21 protein-coding genes and 4 tRNA genes are annotated in these 21,611 nt (G+C 39.4%); 22 read left to right on the forward strand and 3 right to left on the reverse strand.

Annotation, left to right across the window (positions count from 1 at the left end; translation table 11 throughout):
* Window positions 1-14: 14 nt before the first annotated feature.
* Window positions 15-1,100, reverse strand: a complete 1,086-nt coding sequence (locus I7H67_RS15975) for a hypothetical protein (RefSeq protein ID WP_198308292.1) — start codon at window positions 1,098-1,100, stop codon at window positions 15-17.
* 107 nt (window positions 1,101-1,207) lie between these two features.
* Between I7H67_RS15975 and I7H67_RS15980 the strand changes: the two genes are divergently transcribed.
* The 4 genes from I7H67_RS15980 (at window position 1,208) to phoU (ending at window position 4,943) form a co-directional block, all read left to right on the forward strand.
* Window positions 1,208-1,789 carry a TetR/AcrR family transcriptional regulator gene (locus I7H67_RS15980; protein WP_151767120.1) on the forward strand — a complete coding sequence of 194 codons (582 nt, stop codon included), beginning with the start codon at window positions 1,208-1,210 and terminating at the stop codon, window positions 1,787-1,789.
* Window positions 1,782-2,687: a DMT family transporter gene (locus tag I7H67_RS15985; RefSeq protein ID WP_005301679.1), complete on the forward strand. Its 906-nt coding sequence runs from the start codon at window positions 1,782-1,784 to the stop codon at window positions 2,685-2,687. The genes I7H67_RS15980 and I7H67_RS15985 overlap by 8 nt, the downstream gene beginning before the upstream one ends.
* A gap of 96 nt (window positions 2,688-2,783) precedes the next feature.
* On the forward strand, window positions 2,784-4,115 hold the full coding sequence (locus I7H67_RS15990; RefSeq protein ID WP_198308293.1) for a TolC family outer membrane protein: 1,332 nt from the start codon (window positions 2,784-2,786) through the stop codon (window positions 4,113-4,115).
* A gap of 105 nt (window positions 4,116-4,220) precedes the next feature.
* Window positions 4,221-4,943 (forward strand): phosphate signaling complex protein PhoU, encoded by a 723-nt coding sequence (gene phoU / locus I7H67_RS15995; RefSeq protein WP_013199117.1) that lies wholly within the window; start codon window positions 4,221-4,223, stop codon window positions 4,941-4,943.
* Window positions 4,944-5,249: 306 nt separating this feature from the next.
* On the opposite strand, the gene I7H67_RS16000 is transcribed toward phoU, so the two are convergent.
* The gene (locus I7H67_RS16000; protein ID WP_004795121.1) at window positions 5,250-5,519 is read right to left on the reverse strand and encodes an oxidative damage protection protein; all 270 of its coding nucleotides are present in this window, start codon (window positions 5,517-5,519) and stop codon (window positions 5,250-5,252) included.
* Window positions 5,520-5,528: 9 nt separating this feature from the next.
* Window positions 5,529-6,962, reverse strand: a complete 1,434-nt coding sequence (gene argH / locus I7H67_RS16005) for an argininosuccinate lyase (protein WP_198308294.1) — start codon at window positions 6,960-6,962, stop codon at window positions 5,529-5,531.
* Between argH and I7H67_RS16010 the strand changes: the two genes are divergently transcribed.
* The 18 genes from I7H67_RS16010 to I7H67_RS16095 all read left to right on the forward strand — a co-directional run bounded on the left by I7H67_RS16010 (window position 6,953) and on the right by I7H67_RS16095 (window position 21,453).
* Window positions 6,953-8,092 carry a sensor histidine kinase gene (locus I7H67_RS16010; RefSeq protein ID WP_013199116.1) on the forward strand — a complete coding sequence of 380 codons (1,140 nt, stop codon included), beginning with the start codon at window positions 6,953-6,955 and terminating at the stop codon, window positions 8,090-8,092. The two genes, argH and I7H67_RS16010, sit on opposite strands and share 10 nt — an antisense overlap.
* Before the next feature lie 60 nt (window positions 8,093-8,152).
* The gene (locus I7H67_RS16015) at window positions 8,153-8,893 is read left to right on the forward strand and encodes a LytR/AlgR family response regulator transcription factor (RefSeq protein ID WP_013199115.1); all 741 of its coding nucleotides are present in this window, start codon (window positions 8,153-8,155) and stop codon (window positions 8,891-8,893) included.
* A 101-nt stretch (window positions 8,894-8,994) separates the two neighbouring features.
* Window positions 8,995-9,912 (forward strand): hydroxymethylbilane synthase, encoded by a 918-nt coding sequence (gene hemC / locus I7H67_RS16020; protein ID WP_198308295.1) that lies wholly within the window; start codon window positions 8,995-8,997, stop codon window positions 9,910-9,912.
* A gap of 3 nt (window positions 9,913-9,915) precedes the next feature.
* Window positions 9,916-10,683, forward strand: coding sequence for a uroporphyrinogen-III synthase (locus I7H67_RS16025; protein WP_151989370.1), 768 nt, complete (start codon window positions 9,916-9,918; stop codon window positions 10,681-10,683).
* Between the two features lie 8 nt (window positions 10,684-10,691).
* A complete protein-coding gene (locus tag I7H67_RS16030; RefSeq protein WP_198308296.1) occupies window positions 10,692-11,534 on the forward strand; it encodes a hypothetical protein in 843 nt (280 codons plus the stop codon).
* Window positions 11,535-11,543: 9 nt separating this feature from the next.
* Window positions 11,544-12,737 (forward strand): hypothetical protein, encoded by a 1,194-nt coding sequence (locus I7H67_RS16035; RefSeq protein ID WP_005301703.1) that lies wholly within the window; start codon window positions 11,544-11,546, stop codon window positions 12,735-12,737.
* Window positions 12,738-12,744: 7 nt separating this feature from the next.
* A complete protein-coding gene (locus I7H67_RS16040) occupies window positions 12,745-13,185 on the forward strand; it encodes an acyl-CoA thioesterase (RefSeq protein WP_198308297.1) in 441 nt (146 codons plus the stop codon).
* Window positions 13,186-13,379: 194 nt separating this feature from the next.
* Window positions 13,380-13,706 carry an H-NS family nucleoid-associated regulatory protein gene (locus tag I7H67_RS16045; RefSeq protein WP_002053185.1) on the forward strand — a complete coding sequence of 109 codons (327 nt, stop codon included), beginning with the start codon at window positions 13,380-13,382 and terminating at the stop codon, window positions 13,704-13,706.
* A gap of 332 nt (window positions 13,707-14,038) precedes the next feature.
* Complete coding sequence (gene gspN / locus I7H67_RS16050) at window positions 14,039-14,782, forward strand: type II secretion system protein N (RefSeq protein WP_005301710.1); 744 nt, start codon at window positions 14,039-14,041, stop codon at window positions 14,780-14,782.
* Window positions 14,782-15,618 (forward strand): type II secretion system protein N, encoded by an 837-nt coding sequence (locus I7H67_RS16055; protein WP_005301713.1) that lies wholly within the window; start codon window positions 14,782-14,784, stop codon window positions 15,616-15,618. The genes gspN and I7H67_RS16055 overlap by 1 nt, the downstream gene beginning before the upstream one ends.
* Before the next feature lie 41 nt (window positions 15,619-15,659).
* Complete coding sequence (gspD, locus tag I7H67_RS16060; RefSeq protein ID WP_198308298.1) at window positions 15,660-17,936, forward strand: type II secretion system secretin GspD; 2,277 nt, start codon at window positions 15,660-15,662, stop codon at window positions 17,934-17,936.
* 40 nt (window positions 17,937-17,976) lie between these two features.
* Window positions 17,977-18,606: an FHA domain-containing protein gene (locus I7H67_RS16065; protein WP_198308299.1), complete on the forward strand. Its 630-nt coding sequence runs from the start codon at window positions 17,977-17,979 to the stop codon at window positions 18,604-18,606.
* 65 nt (window positions 18,607-18,671) lie between these two features.
* Window positions 18,672-19,340, forward strand: a complete 669-nt coding sequence (locus tag I7H67_RS16070) for a phosphoglycolate phosphatase (RefSeq protein ID WP_013199107.1) — start codon at window positions 18,672-18,674, stop codon at window positions 19,338-19,340.
* A 108-nt stretch (window positions 19,341-19,448) separates the two neighbouring features.
* Window positions 19,449-20,942, forward strand: a complete 1,494-nt coding sequence (gene trpE, locus I7H67_RS16075; RefSeq protein ID WP_198308300.1) for an anthranilate synthase component I — start codon at window positions 19,449-19,451, stop codon at window positions 20,940-20,942.
* Window positions 20,943-21,040: 98 nt separating this feature from the next.
* Window positions 21,041-21,116 (forward strand) — tRNA-Thr (locus tag I7H67_RS16080).
* A gap of 52 nt (window positions 21,117-21,168) precedes the next feature.
* Window positions 21,169-21,252 (forward strand) — tRNA-Tyr (locus I7H67_RS16085).
* Between the two features lie 37 nt (window positions 21,253-21,289).
* A tRNA-Gly gene (locus I7H67_RS16090) sits at window positions 21,290-21,365 on the forward strand.
* A gap of 13 nt (window positions 21,366-21,378) precedes the next feature.
* A tRNA-Thr gene (locus I7H67_RS16095) sits at window positions 21,379-21,453 on the forward strand.
* Window positions 21,454-21,611 lie beyond the last annotated feature (158 nt).

Raw genomic sequence — 21,611 nt, forward strand, 5'->3', positions numbered from 1 at the left:
GTTGGGTGGCATTGTCAATTTGTATCTATACAAACCGCATCCATATGGCAGTCACGATACACTTCAGTGTTCCATGGGGAGTCTAATTTTAATAGCTGTTCAAGTTGTTCATGGGTCATCTGATAATTTGATTTTTTATCACCATTCTTATCACTTAAATCTATTTTAAATTGCTTATTACGCTCCTCTACAGGCGTGGCAATAAACTTAAGAAATAGTTGAGCAGGTTTCGCTAAACTCGACTGATTCTGTGTAGAAAGAAATTGAATTTGTTGAAGCGCATCTTTATCAAACCATGTGTTCGGAGCATATTCATCTGACACTGGCGTATTATCGAGACCAAAGAAAATAAAATAGCGATATTCGTTAAAGAGTAGCTTTGCATCACTAATAAAATGGCTTTTTGGATACTTTTGAATAAACTTTTCCCAAAATAATGCACGTTCAGTCAGCTCTTTCCATGAAATAGCCAACGCACCATCGTTATAGAAAATATTTTGATTGTCTTTCGCCATACGAGTTAAAAACTCTTTTTGGTCAGCAGGTAAGGCTTTAGAAAAAACATCAACTAAATAGTTTGGCTGACGTCGATAGGTAAACATGCCTTCGCCTTGATAGAGTAGTTCAATATAGGCTTGACCTTCATGTTGAAGTAAATATTGATCACGTGGGCTCAGTTGGCTGAAGAGCTTTTTCTGACTTTGAATGACCTTTTTAAGGTCTTGTTGTTTATGTTCTAAAACAGCATAGCCAAAAGCTTCAAACGCTCTACCTGTTTTTTCAGTGTAGTCTTGTTTAATAAAACGCTGATACATGGCTGTTGATGCATCAATCAGCTTAAGCTGTTCATCATTTTTTAAAGACGGAACACAGGTTTTAAGCTTTTCATTAATTTGATTTAAGTCTTCTATTTTGCTGTTTTGATTAATTGTGTGCATAGTTACCATAATTTGTAAGCAGCTACTGTCTTGTTTTTGTGTGGCCTTTTGCTCAGTTGATTTTTGATCTTTAGATACAGTCTGATCTTGCTGTGATGTTTTATTACATCCAGCTAAAAGTAGTGCGCTGCACATACTCATCATTAGAACTTTTTTCATCATTGTATTTTTATCAAAGTGAATATTGCTCAAATTATAACTCGGAAAAAGATTGCATCATTGTTAGAAATCTTTATTATTGGGTAGGTCGGTCTACTTAAATTAAAGCTATGAATGATAAAACAGCAAGACAGAAAATTCTCGATGCCGCTTCAACTTTGTTTTATAACGATGGCATTACTGCAACTGGAATTAACTCGGTTACGGCTAAAGCAGATGTTGCTAAAATGTCGCTTTATAATAATTTTTCTTCAAAAGGTGAGCTGGTCGATGCCTACATTGCTGCGCGCCATCAAGAGTGGCTCGATCTCTATCAAAAGCGTTTAGAAAAAATAAAAACAGCTAAAGAAGCCATTTTGGCCGTATTTGATGCCTATCAAGACCATGCGGAATTTGCCTATGAAAAAGGCTTTCGAGGTTGCGGGTTATTGAATGCTGCGGCTGAGTTTCCTGCAAATAGTGCAGGGCGAAGTTCGGTAAGACAGCATAAAGAAGAAGTCGAGGCTATTGTTGCTGAACATTTAAAAAAATTGATATCAGACTCACAGCGGATTAGCTATGTGGCTACGCAACTTTCTTTTCTTTTAGAAGGTTCTATGGCACGAGCAGGCTTAGAAGGCAACAGTCGTCAACTTCTATTAGCAAAACAAATGGCAGAAGATATTTTAAATAGAGAATGCCCACATGATTAGCCTCATTAAAAATAGTAGTTATGGAGGCACAATTGCGATTTTAGTTGCCTCTGTTTTGTGGGGAACAACAGGTACTGCGGCCGCATTTGCTCCGACACTTGGTCCACTTGCTATTGGCGCCGTAGCGATGGGTGGAGGAGGTCTTTTACAAGCTTTGGTTGCATCACGAGCGATACGTGAAAACCGACAATTTATAAGAGAAAATCTTTTAATACTGCTTTTAGGTGTAGCGGCGGTTGGTATTTATCCTTTGGCTTTTTATTCCTCAATGCATTATGCAGGCATTACGATTGGCACCGTGGTTTCAATTGGTTCGGCTCCACTGATTGCAGCCATTTTAGAGCGATTCTTTGATCGCAAAGCTTTGTCTGCCATCTGGTTTCTAAGTTTTATTTGCGGTGTGCTTGGCGTAACAATGTTGTCGATGGGTGAAAGTCATGCAGTTCTAGACGGTACAAATCAATGGAATAAATACTTCGGTATTTTTCTTGGTCTTGTCGCAGCTACAACTTATTCGCTTTATTCATGGGCTGCAAAAAGATTAATAGATCGGGGTGTTGCCTCTAAAGCTGCAATGGGCATGATTATGGGTGGTGGGGCAGTTATTTTGCTTCCTACTTTGTTGGTTACAGGTGGTGGGTTACTACAAAGCTCAACCAATCTACTTGTGGCTGGTTATATGATGCTAATTCCTATGTTTTTGGGTTATTTACTTTTTGGATTTGGTCTAAAAACAGTAAATGCCAGCAAAGCGACCACCTTAACTTTATTTGAACCTTTAGTTGCTGCGATTTTTGCCATTGTGTTGGTGGGTGAGCATGTTTCATGGTTGGGTTGGATAGGCATGCTTTTGATTTTTATTTGTATTTTAATATTGTCAAAAACTGAGAACGCTTAAAAAAACTAAAACTTTTAATGGCTTGAGTTTGATTCGAATTTTTCTTAGTCTAAAAGGCAAGTTTTATCGTTGATTTGAACAATGAAAATAAAATTAATGGTCGCTGTTGGCCTTTGGAGTTTTGCATCTTCGAGTTTTGCTCTAGATTTGGTTGAGACTTATGAGCGCGCAAAACAAAATGATCCGACATGGCAAGCCAATCAACAACAATTTGAAGCAGATCAACTTAATTTAGGCTTGGCAACGGGAGCGTTATTACCTACCGTTACACTGTCTGGAAACATTACTCGTAATCGACAAACTGTAAAGCGTTCAAACTTTCCAGGTGTTGACCAAGAAGGACTTTCTGATGCTTTGGTGAGTAATACCTCAACGACTCGGCAAGCGACCTTAACAGCACGTCAGCCATTGTTTCGAATGGATGCTTGGGAAGGTTATAAACAAGTTAAAACTTCGGTTGCCTTAAGTGAAATTACCTTAAGGCTGCAAAAACAAGACCATGTTTTAAATGTAGCAGAAGCCTATTTTAATGTGTTGCGTCAGCAGGCATTGAGTGTTGCATACCTACAAGAAGAAAAAGCTTTGCTTGAGCAGCTTAATATGATGAATGCCAAACTCAAAGAAGGTTTGGTGGCGCGTAGTGATGTGAGTGAAGCCCATGCTCAATATCAAAATGCCAGAGCCAATCGTATTTCAACCAATGTTCAATTACTTTTAGCCCAAGAACAGCTGTCTGAATATATTGGTTCTTATCAAGATAAACTCGCTGTACTGCGAAGTGATTTTAATTTTCAAAAGCCTTATCCAGCAGAGCTTAATGACTGGCTTTCTTTGGCACAGCAAAAAAACTTAAAGATCCAGCAAGCCCGTTTACAGCAAAAATATAGTGAAGACCAGCGCCGTGTCGAAAAGGCCGCGCTTTATCCTCAAATAGATGCTGTGGCGAGCTATGGCTATACCAAACAAACACCAGAGACACTCATTTCGACTGACGGAAAATTTGATCAGGTCGGTGTAGAAATGAACTGGAATTTATTTAATGGTGGACGGACCCGAACATCAATTAAAAAAGCCACTGTAGAAGCCAGTAAAGCGCAGGCACAACTTGATGCAGCCATTCGCCGTGCCAATGTCGATGTGAAAAGTGCGTTTATGCAGGTAGATACAGATCAAGCCAAACTTGAAGCAAGAAAGGCTGCAATGGATTCCTCTTCTTTAGTTTCTCAAGCTTCAAAAGCGAGTTATAACGAAGGCTTGAAAAGTATGGTTGATGTTTTATTGGCGCAGCGTAATGCTTTTTCTGCAAAACAGGATTATTTTAATGCTCAATATGACTATTTATTGAATGTGCTTCGTTTAAAAGCTGCGGTAGGCCAGCTCGGTGAAAAAGATCTGGTTGAGCTTAATAGCTGGTTAACTTATCAGTAATAAATTGCTTTTATCTGAAATTTAATTTTGTCATAAAAACTTAATGATTGCTGTGTTTTAATGCTCAATCATTTTATTCCTGCGCCATCATGTTGGAGGCTTCCCTTGAGTCCAAGTAATCCGGTGTTAACCCATCATATTTCTTCTCAATTTAATGAAGATTTGCAAGATGTAAACACAAAGTTTATGACCATGGGTGGCTTGGTCGAACAACAGGTCGCAAATGCAATTCATTCTTTGCTTGATACAGACGCAAATTTAGCGATTGATGTTCAATTTAAAGATAATGCAGTCAATCAATATGAACGTGATATTGATGAAGGCTTGACGCTAATTTTGGCGCGTCGTCATCCAGCAGCGATTGACTTGCGTATGGTTATTGCCATGAGTAAAGCCAATACAGACCTTGAGCGTATTGGTGACGAAGCAGCAAAAATTGCCCGTATTGCACAGAACCTTTGTGAAGAGGGTGGTTCGCCTCGTGGCTACATGGAAACACGTCATATTGGTAACCAAGTTCGTGTCATGATTCATGATGCACTTGATGCTTTTGCACGTTTAGATGCAGATCAAGCTTTACGTGTACTTTTAGCCGATGCTGACATTGATCGTGAATATCAGTCAGCAACCCGCACATTAATGACCTATATGATTGAAGATCCACGCCACATTGCCCGTGTTATTAATGTCATGTGGGTTCTACGTTCTTTAGAGCGTATTGGTGATCATGCACGTAACATTGCTGAGCAAGTCATTTATATGGCAAAAGGCTTTGATGCTCGTCATACCAAAATTGAAGAAATTGAAGCTAAAGTCCACGAAAAGTAATTTTGAGCTGAAATATTTAAAGGCCTTGTTTAAAACAAGGCTTTTTTATTTTTAAAATAATAGATAAAAAAATGTCCCGAACTTTGGGGGGAAGTTCAGGACAGAAAATCAAGTGCATAAACACGACAGGGATCGTGTTCTTCTTGCTATGAATTGATATTAAGTTCTTTACTTTTTGATGTCATGTAGAGTCCTGTTCGCTCTATGTAAGGCTTTTTATGCTTGTGTAAGTTTCACGTAAAAAAAAGGCGGGTCTATGTGTATAGGACCCGCCTTTTTAATGATGAAGAAGCTAAAATAAACCGATTATTCTGGTTTCCAGCCTTCAGCTTTTTCTACGCTTTCATCATTGTTAAAGAACTTCTCACGTTGTTCTTCAAGGAACTTCTTCGCATCTGGTTCAAACACGTTTAAGCGTTTTTCATTAATCAGCGTAGTTTGGTGTTTTAACCATTCTTGCCATGCTTGCTTAGAAACATTTTCAAAAAAATCTTGGCCTTTAGCACCTGGGAAAGGAGCGAAGTCTAAACCTTCCATTTCCTTTTGATATTTGCGGCAAAAAACTTGTCGACTCATGGTTTATCCTTAAGCGTATAACTGTTCTAAACGTGTATGGGCACGAGCAATCGCAGCTTCAACCTGTTTTGGTGAAGTTCCGCCAATATGATCACGTGCATTTACAGAAGCTTCTAGTGTTAAGGCTTTATCAAATACATCTGCTGTAATTAAGTCAGAGAATTGCTGTAATTGCTCAAGTGTGAGTTCAGATAAATCTTTTTCTTCAGCAACACCTAAAGCAACAGCTTTACCTACAATTTCATGAGCATCACGGAAAGCAACGCCTTTTTTCACTAGGTAGTCAGCAAGATCGGTTGCAGTCGAGAATCCACGAAGTGCAGCTTCACGCATGATTTCAATATTTGGAACCAATGCAGGAATCATATCTGCGAAAGCCATGAGTGAACCACGAACCGTATCGATTGCATCAAATAAAGGTTCTTTGTCTTCTTGGTTGTCTTTGTTGTATGCCAATGGTTGACCTTTCATGAGCGTAAGTAAGCTAATTAAGTCACCAAATACACGGCCAGATTTACCACGGATTAGCTCTGGAACATCCGGATTTTTCTTCTGCGGCATAATTGAAGAACCAGTACAGAAGCGGTCAGGAATGTTCACAAATTTGAACTGTGCAGAAGTCCAAAGAATCAGTTCTTCAGACATACGTGATAAATGCATCATGATAAGTGCAGCAGCTGCATTAAATTCGATGGCAAAGTCACGGTCAGATACAGCATCAAGAGAGTTTTCAGATACAGCTTCAAACCCTAAAAGCTCTGCTGTATATGCGCGGTCAATTGGATAAGTTGTACCCGCAAGAGCAGCAGATCCAAGCGGCATACGGTTAACACGTTTACGGCAGTCTTGGAGACGTTCAGTGTCACGTACCAACATTTCAAACCATGCTAACAAGTGATGACCAAAAGTCACAGGCTGAGCAGTTTGTAGGTGTGTAAAGCCCGGCATAATGGTATTTACATTTTTGGCAGCCAAGCCTAACAAGCCTTTTTGTAAACGTTCTAATAATTTTAAAATATCATCAATTTCGTCGCGTAGGTAAAGACGAATATCAGTTGCAACCTGATCGTTACGGCTACGGCCTGTGTGTAATTTTTTACCTGTAATGCCAATACGTTGAGTCAAACGTGATTCAATGTTCATGTGAACATCTTCAAGATCGATACGCCATTCAAAGTTTCCAGCTTCAATTTCTGCGCGAATGGTGCTTAAACCTTCAATAATGTCGTCTCGTTCTGCTTCTGTCAGTACGCCAACTTTCGCAAGCATGGTAGCATGCGCAATCGAACCAGCGATGTCTTGTTTATAAAAACGTTGGTCAAACTGAACAGAGGCGGTAAATTCGGCTACAAAAGCGTCCGTCGCTTCAGAAAAACGACCACCCCACATACCTGAGGTTTGGTCTGGGGTTACTGAATTAGGGGGATTTGAAGATGTGGTCATGGTGGCTCAGTAAAATAAAAAAGAGTATATCACTTGCCGAAGCTCAACAAACAAAGTTGTTTCCTACAGCATACCGAAATCAAAATTCCTCCTATTTTTTTACGAAAAACGGGCGTTGGCAACACTTATTCGAATTAATTATCGCAAGTAATGTTTTGGCTCTGGTCTTAGCATTGGCTGAAGCACAGTCTTGGCAAGCCTTGAGCGGGGGAAGGCTTTTTCAATACATCATTTTTATTAACTGGGTAATATTGTCGTTTTTTGCATTGGTTGAGCGCTTTCAAGGTTTTTTTAGCACTTTACGTCAAGAATTTGCCTTGGCTATTGGCTTTGTCATGTTGCAAGGTATTGTTGTTTTAACCACCTTAATGAGTAATTTTTTTCAGTTTGGTCTTTTAAATAAACATGCTTCTTTAACGCAGGGCTGGAGTATTTATTTTACCAATGTACCTTTATATCTAAGCTATGGAATATTACTCGGGGCTTTCTGCCTACGTTATTTATATGTCAGAGAACAATGGTTACATCAGCAATATGCAGAATTAAATGCCCGTATTCAGGCCATGCAAGCGCGAATTCATCCTCATTTTTTATTTAATAGTTTAAATAATGTAGTCAGTTTAATTGCGATAGATCCAGATAAAGCAGAAAGCATGCTCATTAGTCTGTCACGTTTATTTCGTGCCAGCTTCCAAGAATTGAAATTGGTGAGTCTGCATGAAGAAATCGAGCTAAGTAAACAATATTTAATGATTGAACAGGTCCGTTTGGGGGAGCGTTTAAAAGTAGATTGGAAAGTCGAGCTTTCACCTGTGCAACTCAAACAGATCACCATTCCTTTATTGACATTACAACCTTTGTTAGAGAATAGTATTTTTCATGGGGTAGAACCAATGATGGGTAAGGCAACCATAGGGGTATTGGTTGAAATATTGCAAAATCAGGTCAGTATAGTCATTACCAACCCATATACAGACGATACAATAAATTCAAGGAAAGGGCATGGAATCGCGCTTGAAAATGTTAAGCAGCGCCTGAAAGCATATTATGGGAGTTCCGTAAGATTTCAGGTTTATAAAGGTGAAACCTTATATACCACCATTATGAGCTATCAATATCAAACAAAATAATAAGTTAGTCAGAGTTAACCATAAAAAAATGGATCAAGTTAACGGTGACAAGGAGGATGAATGAAGGTGCTGATTTGTGATGACGAACCACTTGCAGTGGAGCGATTATCACGTTTAGTTTCAAAGATGGGACATGAAGTTGTATCAACGGCTCATCATGGACAAGAAGCCTTGGAACAGGCGCGGCTTCATCAACCGGATGTAATTTTACTTGATATTCAAATGCCAGGTATGAATGGTCTTGTCTGTGCGGAACAGCTAAGCCAGCTAAATCCTCGACCTGCGATTGTATTCTGTACGGCCTATGACCAACATGCGTTGGAAGCATTTAAGTCTCAAGCTCAAGCTTATCTTCTTAAACCTATTGATCCTCAAGAACTTGAACAAGTTTTTAGTCAATTGACTCAGCTTACTCAAGCACAGCTCAATGCTTTACCACAACATGATTTTTTACATGATCTAAAAACACAACGACATCAAATTGCTGCAAAGACCTATCGTGGGGTTGAGCTAATTCCAGTTGAAAATATCTATTATTTTTTAGCTGATCAAAAATATGTCACTGTGCGTCATCAAAATGGCAGTGTATTAATTGATGAAACTTTAAAAGAGCTTGAAACCGAATTTGCAGATCAATTTATTCGTATTCATCGAAATGCATTGGTTGCAGTTGCATATTTAGATGGACTGGAGCTCGTTAGCTCTGGGCAATATCAGGTTCGTTTACGTGGCTTAGATGAGCGACTTTCTGTGAGTCGTCGACATTTATCTATGCTTAGAGAGCGGATCCATCAGCTCTAAAGTTAAAAAGAGTTATCTTGGGCGTGCGAGATTTTACTTGCAATTTTAAGGGATCAAGTTAAGTTTAGGGTGTATTGTTTGACCAGCCCATGCTTGAATTTATGAAAACCTTGAAAATTGCTACACGACAAAGCCCACTTGCTCTTTGGCAGGCAGAATATATTCGTGCCCGATTACAGGAGCTTCACCCAGATTTAACGGTGGAGTTGGTTAAATTTGTCACTCAGGGCGATAAAATCTTAGATACGCCTTTAGCAAAAATTGGTGGGAAAGGGCTGTTTGTTAAAGAGTTAGAAGCAGCACTTTTAGATGGGCGTGCAGATTTAGCTGTACATTCAATGAAAGATGTCCCGATGGCTTTGCCAGAAGGTCTAAGCTTGGCAGTAATTTGTGAACGTGAAGATCCATTAGATGCTTTCGTTTCAAATCAATTTGAAAAATTTGCCGACCTACCTCAAGGTGCAAAAGTAGGCACATCAAGTTTACGCCGTAAATCCCAAATTTTAAAACAGCGTCCTGATTTGCAAATTATTGACTTGCGTGGAAATGTTGGCACACGTTTAGCAAAACTAGATGACGGTCAATATGACGCTATTATTTTAGCTAGCGCTGGTTTGAAGCGTTTAGGTTTGTCAGAACGCATTCGTCATTGTTTAACACCAGACATTAGTTTGCCTGCGGTGGGTCAAGGTGCGTTGGGCTTGGAATGCCGTGCAGCTGACCAAGATGTATTAGCTTTAATTCAACCACTATTGCACGAAGAAACAGATGTTTGCGTACGTGCTGAGCGTGCTTTTAATGCTTATCTGGAAGGTGGTTGTCAGGTTCCGATTGCAGGTTATGCCACACTACAAAATGGACAAATCCATATTGAAGGTCGTGTCGGAAGTCCTGATGGGCAAACATTATTACGTGCTGAACTGACAGATGAAGCGAGCAATGCTCATCAACTGGGTGAAAACCTTGCTCGAAACTTACTTGACCAAGGTGCGGGTGAGCTATTAAAGGCTCTTTACTAAACCATGTTGTTTATTAATACTCGACCTGATTCTCGTGCAGCTGAATTAACAGATGCTTTGCAAAATGAAGGTTATCAGGTTGAGTCTTTACCTCTTTTAGAACTCGTTGCTAAACCCTTTTCCGAACACTTACTTCAGCTTTACCAACAATTAGTTAAAGCACAAGCTATTGTTGTGGTCAGCCCAACTGCTGTTGATGTGGGTATGCAGTACTTAATACAAAGTGGTTTAAAGCTAGATGACTTAAAACATATTCAGTGGATTGCGGTCGGGCAGGCTACTGCTAATCGCCTTCATGAATATGGCGTTGACGCACATATTCCAGATGTGGAAACTTCTGAGGGAATGTTAAATCTGCCGATTCTTCATAATCTGAAGCAGGCCGGTAGTGTCGCTTTCTGGCGAGGAGAGGGTGGACGTCAATTTATGATGGAAACTTTGCAGCAGCAAGGCATTCAGATTTTAAATTTCGTTTTATATCATCGGCAATGCCCAGAAACCTCATATTCTACATTCAAACATCTGACACAGAATTCAAATTATAATTTAGAAAAATGGCTTGTCTTAATTACCAGTGAGGCCAGCTGGAAATATTGGTTAGAGCTTTGTTCAAAAAATAATGTACAACCTGATTGTGTATATTTGGTTTTAGGACCACGTCTTTTTCAAATTGTTAAAGAATATCGTGATCAACAACAGGCTTATTTTCACATTATTCAACTTGAAAATTTATCGCCTTCGGGGATGATTCATCACATTCAGGCATTATAAGGATTCGTATGAGAAAACTTGTTTCTATCATCATTTTACTGGGCATGGCTTGGTTGGCTAAGCTCAGTTACGATATGTGGCAAATTTCTCGTACTGTTCCCGAGCTTAAGCAAAGTCTGCTTCAATCAGAACAGCACTATGCCAATCTAAATGATCAATTGGTTGCTTTACAGCGACAATTACAGAATCAACCTGTAAATACAGGCGATAAACTAAGTTCAGTGGCTCATCCAGATGCTCCACCGACAGGTATTGCTCCTACAGTTTTAATTAAACAAAAGTTAGATTTAATTCAATTTGCAATTGATCAGCAGCAATTGATTTATGCAGTTGATCAATTAAATCAGTTGCAGCTCTCTCTCATGCACTATGAAATTGCTCCAGCATTGCAACATAGCTTGAACCAATCGCTTGAGCAGGATAAGCAAGCAGTTCAACAATTCACTTTGGCTCAAAATCAGCGCCATCAATTGATTGATGATTTATTACAGACGATTGATAAAAATATTCAGCACGCTTTAGCTCAGCCTAAGCTTGAGATGGATCAATCCGAGTCTGTATCTTGGTGGAAAAAATGGTTCCGCATAGAAAAAGTAGAAACGCCGTCTATTAATTTAATGAATCGAAGTGTGGTGCTCAAAGAAGTGCAATTAAGACTATTAATTGCTGAACAGGCACTCAATCAAGGCAAAATGACAGAGTACCAAAACGAGTTGCAATCTGTGATGCAAAAACTAGATGAAATGCCTGATGCAACGAGTCAACAGTTAAAAAAACGTATTGCTAAAGTGGCACATTTATCGATAGTGCCTGTTCCTAAATTATCTACACTTGGTCTAATTGGCTCATAAGGAGGAGATATGAAACACCTCCTGTCGGTTTATTTCGTAATTAGTTTAATACTCTTTGCCGCTTTAGCTTTATTGAGTTATGGCTATGGAATGGGGTATGTCTACATTTACTGGCGACAATTGCAGTTGCAAACAAATGTCTGGGGCTTAACCCTTGCTTTTGTTGCCATGAGTTTTATTGCTCAACTTATATGGCTTTGGGTTAAACGTTATTCCTCTCGCGAGCAGAGGAAAAGTGAAAACATCTTCCAGTTTAAAAACCTTCATCCCTATGAACAATTAGGTATTGTCTGGTTATTAGAGGCCGCCGAAGATCAACGTGTATTTATTGAACGTGTTTTTACTCAGTCAGCGCTTTTAAAAAATATTATTGATGCCAAATTTCTGGTTTTAAGTGGAGACTATCCAAAAGCATTGGCTGCTTTAGATCAATCACCGCCCATGGCATTTGAACTGGCAGAGTTAGAGCGAATCGAAATCTTTTTAGCCCAAAACGAAGCTGAACGTGCATTAACTCATCTTGAGTTTTTATACCAGCATCAGTTATCGCCTTGGCTTGAGGAAATAGAAACAGCCTACCAGCAACGATTAACAGCGTTATGGGGGCAATTGGCGCTGCAACACCCATGGGTGTATTTACGGTCCATGAAGTATGGTTTGCTAGATGCTGAGCACCGTGATTTATGGTTACAGCAACTTCTTCAGCAGTTTGATGAAGCTTCTGTTGATGATCTGCATGCTTTGCAACAACGTTATCTGGATTTAGAGTCTGAAATTCAAACTCGACCTTATAGCAGTAAGTTGTTATGGCTCAAACTATTGGCGCGTATGCCTGATATGAGCATGCAGCACGCAGCCTTAACACTACACTTATTAAAAGAACAGTTCGATCCGGAAGTGTTTTATCTGTGGTTTCAACAGCAACTGCTTAAACAGGTTCCAGACTATGCAGATGTCGAAGAAAAAATTATCGAGTTTGAAAATCAATATATGAATTTGCCTGTTTTAACCTTTGCAAAATGGCATGTCTATATGGCAACTGGACGTCAAGCGGAGGCTGAAACATTATTATCATTATATCCAGATAATATTTTAATGAGCTATTTACGTATTAAGTCTACGCTTAATGAAGATGAAGTGTTAATCAAACAGTTAAACCTAATCTTTGAAAATGATGCGAATTTTTTAAAATTTAAAATATGAGGCAAAAATGAAAGAACTGTCTGTCTACCCGATAATATATGAACAGAAAGTAGCGTGGGGAGATATGGACGCTTTCGGTCATGTCAATAATGTACAATATTATCGATATATTGAAAGCTCGCGTATTTTATATATGGAAGCTATAAATATATTAACGCCACAATTATATACCGTTGTAGCCTCAAGTCAGTGTAAATATTTAAAGCCAGTTTTTTATCCAGATATATTGAAAGTCGGTGTTCGCGTGGAAGAGCTCCGTAATAGTGCATTCCGTATGGCTTATATATTATGGAGCGAAACACAGCAACAAATCGTGGCTACTGGCGAAGCAGTTATGGTCTGCGTAGATAAATTAACAGAACGAAAATGTGAAATACCTCAGGAAATAAAACAAAAAATTATTGAGCTAGAAAAATCTGTTGGGCATGACTTAATACATTTATCTTAAATAAATATTAATAAAATATATTTCATTTATAATTGATAATGTAATTAAAAGGTAATTTTTTTAGTTATTCTGATGAACACGGCTTTCAAACTATTGCTTATTGAATAGATTATAAATAATATTGGTCTTGATTTTATGTTTTTAAATTTTGTCTGTATTATTTTGAATTGTCTGTAAGACTGGAGTATTTATTAATGAAACCGGATATCAGTGAATTATCTGTTGAAGAGTTAAAACGCTTACAAGAAGAAGCGGAAGCTTTAATTGCAAGTAAAAAAGATCAAGCAATCGAAGATGCTTATAATCAAATTATCGAGATCGCTGAAAATGTAGGTTTTAGTGTTGAACAACTTCTTGAGTTTGGTGCTCAAAAACGTAAGAAAACAACACGTAAATCTGTTGAGCCACGTTACCGCAACAAAAACAATTCTGAAGAGACTTGGACTGGCCGTGGTAAACAACCACGCTGGTTAGTTGCTGAAATTGAAAAAGGCGCAAAACTTGAAGATTTCTTAATCTAATTGTATTGCCGATTTAAAAAGCCAGGCAGATTTGCCTGGCTTTTTTATGCATAAAAATATCTAAAGTGTGTTTTGAAAATTATTTAAGAAATTGGGTGTTTAAATTCATCTTTAAATAGATTGTTGAGATCAAATTTGCATTTAGTTCTTTTAGCAGTAGGTTTTCATGATTTTGTCATACGTTCATCTTATAGTCTGAATACCGAAGCCAAGCCCGATTGCTTGGTTTTTTTATATGAAGTGAATTGGCGATGTTGAAAAAGTATGCATAATGTCAGACTAGGGAGCTACTCTCAAAATAAGGACGATAATTTGCATGTTGGTAAGGCTGAATGAAGAAAAAGTCTAAGCAATGGAAGTGGTGGTTATTTGCACTCATTGCATTTTTAATTTTTATTATTTTACAGATTCCGGCGACGTGGCTAATTTCTAAATTTTCAAAGAATAATCAAACTCTACACAATGTAAGTGGAAATATCTGGCAAGGCCAAGCAGATTGGCGGCGTGGTACTTTGAGAGGCTCGATTCATTGGAAAACTAGACCTCTTGACCTGTTTTTATTACGGTTCGCTGCTGATGTAGATATCCATAGTGGAAATACCCAATTATCTGGGGTAATGGGCTATGGCGTGGGTAAAAAAGTAATTGTAAAAGCTATGAATGGTCAGGTTGCGCCTGAAACATTAAAACAAATTGTGAACTGGCAATGGCCCGTGAATAGTATCCAGTTAAAAGATATTAATTTTAATTATAAAAAAGAGCAGGGTTTCGCCGCAGTTGATGGTCAATTGCATTGGGGTGGCGGTGCTTTAATTTATAATATTGGTGACCGTCAAGACCGGATGAATATGCCCTCTTTAAATGGACAACTAACGGATCAAAACGGTCAATTACAAGTTGATATACGTGATCAACGCAGTCAAAAAATGGCGAATCTTTTATTAGATGCCAACATGATGCTTGATGTGCAGCTTACGCAAAGATTATTACTGAATATTCCATCTTATGATGGGAAAGCTGGTTTAGATACATTTGTCATTAGTTCTCGTCAGCCCTTAATACAAGGGGGTAACTAATGAAAGTGTGGATTGAGAAATTACAGCATCTACAATGGCAAAAATTAGATCGGTTAAGTGTGGTTGTATTTGCCGTTTTAATTCTATGGCTGTGCTGGAAATTGGCTTCATTATTTTGGTGGGTGATTGCACCTCCTCAAATGATGCAGTTTGATCGGGTAGAGTTAGGATCACAGCAACCGCAGATTCCTAACATTAGTACTTTTTCGCTTTTTAATGAACCTTCAGCCAATGCAGCTCAGGAAAATGTCAACCTAGAATTACAAGGTGTGATGCTGGGTTATCCCAACCGTTTTTCTTCGGCTGTGATTAAGCTTGATAATACTGCTGACCGGTATCGGGTGGGAGAAACAATAGGTTCTACCTCTTATCAGTTGGCAGAAGTTTATTGGGATCACGTGATATTGCGTCAAGGTAATGGAAGTACGCGTGAACTTCAGTTTAAAGGTTTGCCAAATGGTTTATATCAACCTATGACGCCAGATGCCTCACAACCAACTGCTACTGCGCCTCAGTCATCGGCACCTGTTAATACGACTCAAGAGGCGTTAGGACAGGCTATTCAGCAAATGCAGGGGAACCGTGAACAATATCTACGTGATATGGGTGTAAGCGGGAACTCAAGCGAAGGTTTTGAAGTTACAGAACGTACACCCACCGCGCTTAGAAATAAGTTAGGTTTAAGGCCGGGTGACCGGATTGTTTCCTTAAACGGTCAAACGGTTGGGCAAGGGCAAACGGATGTGCAGTTACTTGAACAAGCTCGTCGAGCTGGGCAAGTGAAATTAGAAATAAAACGTGGTGATCAAGTGATGACCATACAACAAAATTTTTAGTGATAACACGTCACCATAAGAGTTAGGAATTATCGCAAGTTATGGCTTTATTGAATCATCAACGTCCACTTTGGGCATTACTTGCAGCAACCCCATTGATTGCGACAGTGAGCAGCAGCGTCTATGCCCAGACATGGAAGATCAATTTACGTGATGCTGACTTAACTGCATTTATTAATGAAGTTGCAGACATTACGGGGAAAAACTTTGCAGTAGATCCGCGAGTGCGTGGCAATGTCACAGTAATATCGAATAAACCACTTAATAAAGATGAAGTTTATGATCTATTTCTTGGGGTTTTAAATGTAAATGGGGTGGTGGCAATTCCTTCAGGGAACACCATCAAACTTGTGCCAGATAGTAATGTTAAGAATTCGGGAATCCCTTACGATTCTAGAAATAGACTACGTGGTGATCAAATCGTCACTCGAGTTATTTGGCTTGAAAACACGAATCCAAATGATTTAATTCCAGCACTTCGTCCTTTAATGCCACAATTTGCACATATGGCTGCGATAGCAGGGACTAATGCGCTAATTGTTTCGGATCGAGCTGCAAATATCTATCAACTTGAAAATATCATTCGTAACCTCGACGGTACGGGGCAAAATGATATTGAGGCAATAAGTCTCCAATCGAGCCAAGCTGAAGAAATCATTACTCAACTGGAGGCAATGAGTGCTACGGGAGCATCGAAAGATTTTAACGGTGCCCGTATCCGTATTATTGCAGACAACCGAACCAATCGTATTTTAGTTAAGGGTGATCCTGAAACGCGTAAGCGTATTCGCCACATGATTGAAATGCTGGATGTGCCTTCGGCCGACCGTTTAGGTGGTTTAAAAGTTTTTCGATTGAAATATGCAAGTGCAAAAAATTTATCTGAGATTTTGCAAGGCCTCGTAACAGGACAAGCAGTTTCTTCGTCAAATAGTAATAATAGTTCTTCTAATTCATCGAATCCGATCAATAATTTGATGGGTAATAACCAGAATTCTAGTTCAAATACCTCTGGTTCAAATGGTAGCTCAATTTCTACGCCATCTATTAATTTAAACGGTAATTCGAGCAATAATAATCAGAACAATATCTCTAGCTTTAGCCAAAATGGTGTGAGCATTATTGCGGATAATGCCCAAAACTCATTAGTGGTTAAGGCAGATCCTCAATTAATGCGCGAAATTGAATCTGCTATTCAGCAGCTTGATGTTCGCCGTCAGCAAGTTCTGATTGAAGCCGCAATTATCGAAGTGTCAGGAGATGATGCAGATCAACTTGGTATTCAATGGGCACTGGGTGATTTATCTAGTGGAATTGGTTTACTTAGCTTTAGTAATGTAGGTGCTAGTTTATCTTCTATTGCTGCTGGTTATTTATCGGGTGGCTCGGCTGGGGCAGCATCAGCTATCGCTGGTGGCGCTAATAAAGGTAATGGGGCAACCTTGGCTCTGGGTAATTTTGAGAATTCCCGTAAGGCTTATGGTGCATTGATTCAAGCACTTAAAACTAATACCAAATCAAATTTGCTTTCGACACCATCCATTGTGACGATGGATAATGAAGAGGCGTATATTGTTGTCGGTCAGAACGTTCCATTTGTAACAGGGTCAGTCACTACGAATAGTACGGGTATCAACCCATATACCACGGTTGAGCGTAAAGATGTCGGTGTGACATTAAAAGTCGTTCCACATATCGGTGAAGGTGGTACAGTTCGTCTGGAAGTAGAACAAGAAGTCTCTGCTGTTCAAGACAGTCGTGGACAAGCAGCTGACTTGGTGACAAGTAAACGTGCCATTAAAACTGCTGTTTTGGCTGAGCATGGACAGACAGTAGTGCTTGGTGGTTTGGTGTCGGATGACACGTCACTTTCAAGACAAGGTATACCTGGGTTAAGTAGTATTCCCTATGTTGGGCGATTGTTCCGCTCAGATAATAGAAGTAATGTAAAACGTAACCTTCTTGTTTTTATCCACCCAACAATTGTGGGTGATGCAAATGATGTGCGCCGTTTGTCTCAGCAGCGCTATAGCCAGCTTTATAGCTTGCAATTGGCTATGGATAAAAACGGCAATTTTGCAAAACTGCCTGAGCAGGTTGATGATGTCTACAATCAAAAGATGACACCACCTAGTATTGCCTCTCAGCCAAAAAATTATCAACAGGTTCCTTCAGGTGGAAAAACCTCGACGGTAACTACACCTGTAGCGGTAGAGCCAGCAGTGCAAAAGCAAACCTTACAGTTACCTGAACCTGAAGTTAATCGTACTAAAAATACCGTAACAACAACGACACTGCGTCCAAGCACAGCACCGTAGTAGCATGTTATGATTGATAAAAAATGAATAGGACATACGCATGACTTGGAAATTACAAGCAATTACTGGCGAAATTACTGGCCAAGAAATTAGTGTTGATCGTGATATGTTAGTCGGGCGCCATCAAGATGCTGATGTATTGTTGCAAGCCGCTGAAATTTCACGTCGCCACGCTGCATTGCTTTTAAAAGATCAATTGCTATGGGTGCAAGACCTTAATTCATCAAATGGTACATTCATAAACGATATTCGTATTGAGCAAGAAAAGCAGCTGCATAATGGTGATATTGTTCAATTTGCTAGCTTTAAATTTTCTGTATTAGCGCCTGCGAAAGAAATATTAGATTTACCCGAAATCGAAGCAGAACCAGTGCAAACTGCTGCACTAACACAAGACTTAAGTGATCAAGGAATGCCAAGTCTTGCAGAGCGTGCTGCAGAAACAGAAGTTCGTCGTGATGGTATGCCACAGAATATCTCTATACCAAAGCCTGCACCTATTCCAGAGGGTGTGGATGTCAATGTAAAACAACCATCACCTGTTGCCTTTGAGGAGCCTGTTTCTCGTGTTGCTGAAGAAAAAGAGCAACAGAAGAATGCCTCAGTTGGTTTAATCACTATTATTATTTTAGTAATTTTAGCTTTATTGGCATGGTTATTCTTTAAATAATCCATTGCTGCTTTTACAATCAAGGCATGCTAAACGCATGCCTTTTAAATTTTGAGAAGAAGAAGATGTCTGTTGCACAATTAAGTAAGCGCGATTTAATTTTATTTGATCTAGATGGAACACTAGTTGATTCTGCTGCTGATTTATATAGATCAATGAATTTAAGTTTACAAGAATTAAAATGGCCTTTAATAACAGAAGCCCAGATCCGAGCATGGGTAGGTAAGGGAGTGTCTAAACTCTGTGAAAGTGTTCTGCTTCATATTTTTGGAAAATTAGATGCTGAACAGCATAAAGTCCTCTTGCAGAAGTTTGTTGACATATACCGTGCTGAACTTTGTGTGAATACTCAAATTTATCCTGGTGTAACTGAGTTTTTAAAGCATTGTAAAACTTTGAATATACATATGGCATGTGTTACCAATAAGCCTGTGCAACTTGCTCAAGGGTTACTTGATGCATTAGAACTTTCTTCTTATTTTCAAGTTGTACTTGGAGGCGATAGTTTGTCCGAGAGAAAGCCACATCCATTGCCTTTATTGCATTGCATGCAAAGTCTAAAAATATCTGCGTCACAATCATTAATGATTGGCGATTCAAGCAATGATATTGAGGCTGCGCGTCGTGCGGGAATTGATTGTATTGTGGTTAGCTATGGCTATAATCATGGAGAAAATATCTATGATTGCAAACCTCAGCAAGTGGTTGATAGTTTGGCTGAGTTAATTATCTAATGAGTGAAATGGAGATCAGCATGAATAAGCGTATGGTTTTTCGATGGCGTGTCTAAATCGAAACTAGAAAACACACTTTTAAATCGAAACCATATTAGAGAAAAATTCATGACTACTTTAGCGCAATTCGAACAGCTTAAAGCATCAGGTTACAACACTATTCCAGTTTATCGTCAACGTTTGGCAGATACGGAAACACCTTTATCTGTTTTTGCTCGTTTTAAGGAGCAAAAACAAGCTTATTTATTTGAATCGGTTGAGGGTGGTGAAAACTGGGCGCGTTACTCCATGATTGGTTTGGGTGAATCGACAGTTTTTTCATGTAATGCTGGCGTTTTATCGATACAGCATGCTGATGGTTCGATCACACAAGAAGATTGTCTAGATCCATTTGAATATATTCGTGAATTCCAGAAGCAATTTACAGTTCCACCAGCTGAGATTTTACCAGACTTACCAAGTTTTAATGGCGGGCTGGTTGGTTATTTAGGCTATGATGCAGTTCGCTACATAGAGCCACGTTTAAAAAATGTTCCTGCGGCTGATCCAATCACATTGCCGGATTTGTGGTTAATGCTATCAAAAACGGTCATTGTCTTTGATAACCTTAAAGATACTCTGTTTTTAATTGTTCATGCCGATACAGTACAGCCAAATGCTTATGAAGATGCGCAGCAAAAGTTAGATCAATTGGAACAGTTGTTGGCTACACCAGTTAGTTTGCAAGCTAAGCCACATACACCCCCACATTTTGAATCGATTACGGGTAAAGCGAAATTCTTAGAGACCATAGAAAAGGTTAAAGAATATATTCGTGCGGGTGATGTTATGCAGGTTGTTCCTGGTCAACGTATGGTTTCTGACTTTGATGGAGAGGCTTTACAGGTTTACCGTGCTTTACGCCATTTAAATCCTTCGCCTTATTTGTTCTTAGTACAAGGTCAAACAATTACGGATCAAAAACCATTCCATATTGTAGGGTCATCACCTGAAATTCTCTCTCGTCTTGAAAATGGTATTGCGACAGTTCGCCCATTGGCTGGTACGAGACCACGTGGAAAAACTAAAGAAGAAGATATCGCTTTAGAAAAAGACTTGCTTTCTGATGAAAAAGAAATCGCAGAGCATTTAATGTTGATTGACCTTGGTCGAAATGATGTTGGGCGAGTTTCTAAAATTGGTAAGGTCAAAGTGACTGATCAAATGGTCATTGAACGCTATTCGCATGTCATGCACATCGTTTCAAATGTACAAGGTGAGGTGCGTGATGATATCGATGCACTAGACGTATTTAAGGCAACTTTTCCAGCAGGTACTTTGTCTGGCGCACCTAAAATTCGTGCAATGGAAATTATTGACGAAGTAGAGCCTGTGAAAAGAGGTGTTTTTGGTGGGGCAGTGGGATATTTAGGATGGCATGGTGAAATGGATATGTCGATTGCAATCCGTACGTGTGTAATCCGTGATAAAAAAGTGTATGTACAGGCTGGAGCGGGCTTAGTTGCTGACTCAAATCCTGAATCGGAATGGAATGAAACCCAAATAAAAGCTCGCGCAGTGATCAAAGCGGTTGAATTATCATCAAACGGATTGATTTTATGAGTTTTTAGCAGTTTTTTTTAAAAAACTGCTTGCATCGTTTGGAAGTTTTGCTAAACTGCACACCGTTCCGATACGAAACGTACGAAACACTAAGAAGCGCCGGCATAGCTCAGTTGGTAGAGCAACTGACTTGTAATCAGTAGGTCCACAGTTCGAATCCGTGTGCCGGCACCATTTAAAGTGTGAAGTTGTTAAGTGTAGGATAACACTGAAATAAGTGTGATATGGTGAGATTCCCGAGCGGTCAAAGGGGGCGGACTGTAACTCCGCTACGAAAGTTTCGAAGGTTCGAATCCTTCTCTCACCACCATTAACTTCGATTGAAGTGCTAAGTATACCAGCATCGTGCGGGAGTAGCTCAGTTGGTAGAGCGGCAGCCTTCCAAGCTGCATGTCGCGAGTTCGACCCTCGTCTCCCGCTCCATCGAAGGATAATCGCTCTTATAGCTCAGTGGTAGAGCACTCCCTTGGTAAGGGAGAGGTCTCGAGTTCAAATCTCGATAAGAGCTCCAGATACAGTTTAGTAGATTTTCTACAAAGATTTAAAAAGCAGGCTTATTAGTCTGCTTTTCAAGTATTGGGTGTTTGATTTTTTAGGCGATATGTCGATGCTGAGTCTTGCTCAGAATTGTGTTCGACGTAAACGAGGACTATAAACATGGCTAAGGCT

The organism is Acinetobacter sp. ACIN00229, from assembly GCF_016106645.1.
GTDB lineage: Bacteria > Pseudomonadota > Gammaproteobacteria > Pseudomonadales > Moraxellaceae > Acinetobacter > Acinetobacter oleivorans.

Bases quoted from the DNA above. Each gene is read 5' to 3' on its own strand.
- I7H67_RS16030 (WP_198308296.1), top strand. From the start codon at position 10,692: ATGAGAAAACTTGTTTCTATCATCATTTTACTGGGCATGGCTTGGTTG.
- gspD (WP_198308298.1), top strand. From the start codon at position 15,660: ATGGCTTTATTGAATCATCAACGTCCACTTTGGGCATTACTTGCAGCA.
- I7H67_RS16025 (WP_151989370.1), top strand. From the start codon at position 9,916: ATGTTGTTTATTAATACTCGACCTGATTCTCGTGCAGCTGAATTAACA.
- I7H67_RS16015 (WP_013199115.1), top strand. From the start codon at position 8,153: ATGAAGGTGCTGATTTGTGATGACGAACCACTTGCAGTGGAGCGATTA.
- hemC (WP_198308295.1), top strand. From the start codon at position 8,995: ATGAAAACCTTGAAAATTGCTACACGACAAAGCCCACTTGCTCTTTGG.
- I7H67_RS16040 (WP_198308297.1), top strand. From the start codon at position 12,745: ATGAAAGAACTGTCTGTCTACCCGATAATATATGAACAGAAAGTAGCG.
- I7H67_RS15975 (WP_198308292.1), bottom strand. From the start codon at position 1,100: ATGATGAAAAAAGTTCTAATGATGAGTATGTGCAGCGCACTACTTTTA.
- I7H67_RS15985 (WP_005301679.1), top strand. From the start codon at position 1,782: ATGATTAGCCTCATTAAAAATAGTAGTTATGGAGGCACAATTGCGATT.
- I7H67_RS16000 (WP_004795121.1), bottom strand. From the start codon at position 5,519: ATGAGTCGACAAGTTTTTTGCCGCAAATATCAAAAGGAAATGGAAGGT.
- I7H67_RS16070 (WP_013199107.1), top strand. From the start codon at position 18,672: ATGTCTGTTGCACAATTAAGTAAGCGCGATTTAATTTTATTTGATCTA.
- I7H67_RS16035 (WP_005301703.1), top strand. From the start codon at position 11,544: ATGAAACACCTCCTGTCGGTTTATTTCGTAATTAGTTTAATACTCTTT.
- trpE (WP_198308300.1), top strand. From the start codon at position 19,449: ATGACTACTTTAGCGCAATTCGAACAGCTTAAAGCATCAGGTTACAAC.
- gspN (WP_005301710.1), top strand. From the start codon at position 14,039: ATGAAGAAAAAGTCTAAGCAATGGAAGTGGTGGTTATTTGCACTCATT.
- I7H67_RS16065 (WP_198308299.1), top strand. From the start codon at position 17,977: ATGACTTGGAAATTACAAGCAATTACTGGCGAAATTACTGGCCAAGAA.
- argH (WP_198308294.1), bottom strand. From the start codon at position 6,962: ATGACCACATCTTCAAATCCCCCTAATTCAGTAACCCCAGACCAAACC.
- I7H67_RS15990 (WP_198308293.1), top strand. From the start codon at position 2,784: ATGGTCGCTGTTGGCCTTTGGAGTTTTGCATCTTCGAGTTTTGCTCTA.
- I7H67_RS16045 (WP_002053185.1), top strand. From the start codon at position 13,380: ATGAAACCGGATATCAGTGAATTATCTGTTGAAGAGTTAAAACGCTTA.
- I7H67_RS16010 (WP_013199116.1), top strand. From the start codon at position 6,953: ATGTGGTCATGGTGGCTCAGTAAAATAAAAAAGAGTATATCACTTGCC.
- I7H67_RS16055 (WP_005301713.1), top strand. From the start codon at position 14,782: ATGAAAGTGTGGATTGAGAAATTACAGCATCTACAATGGCAAAAATTA.
- I7H67_RS15980 (WP_151767120.1), top strand. From the start codon at position 1,208: ATGAATGATAAAACAGCAAGACAGAAAATTCTCGATGCCGCTTCAACT.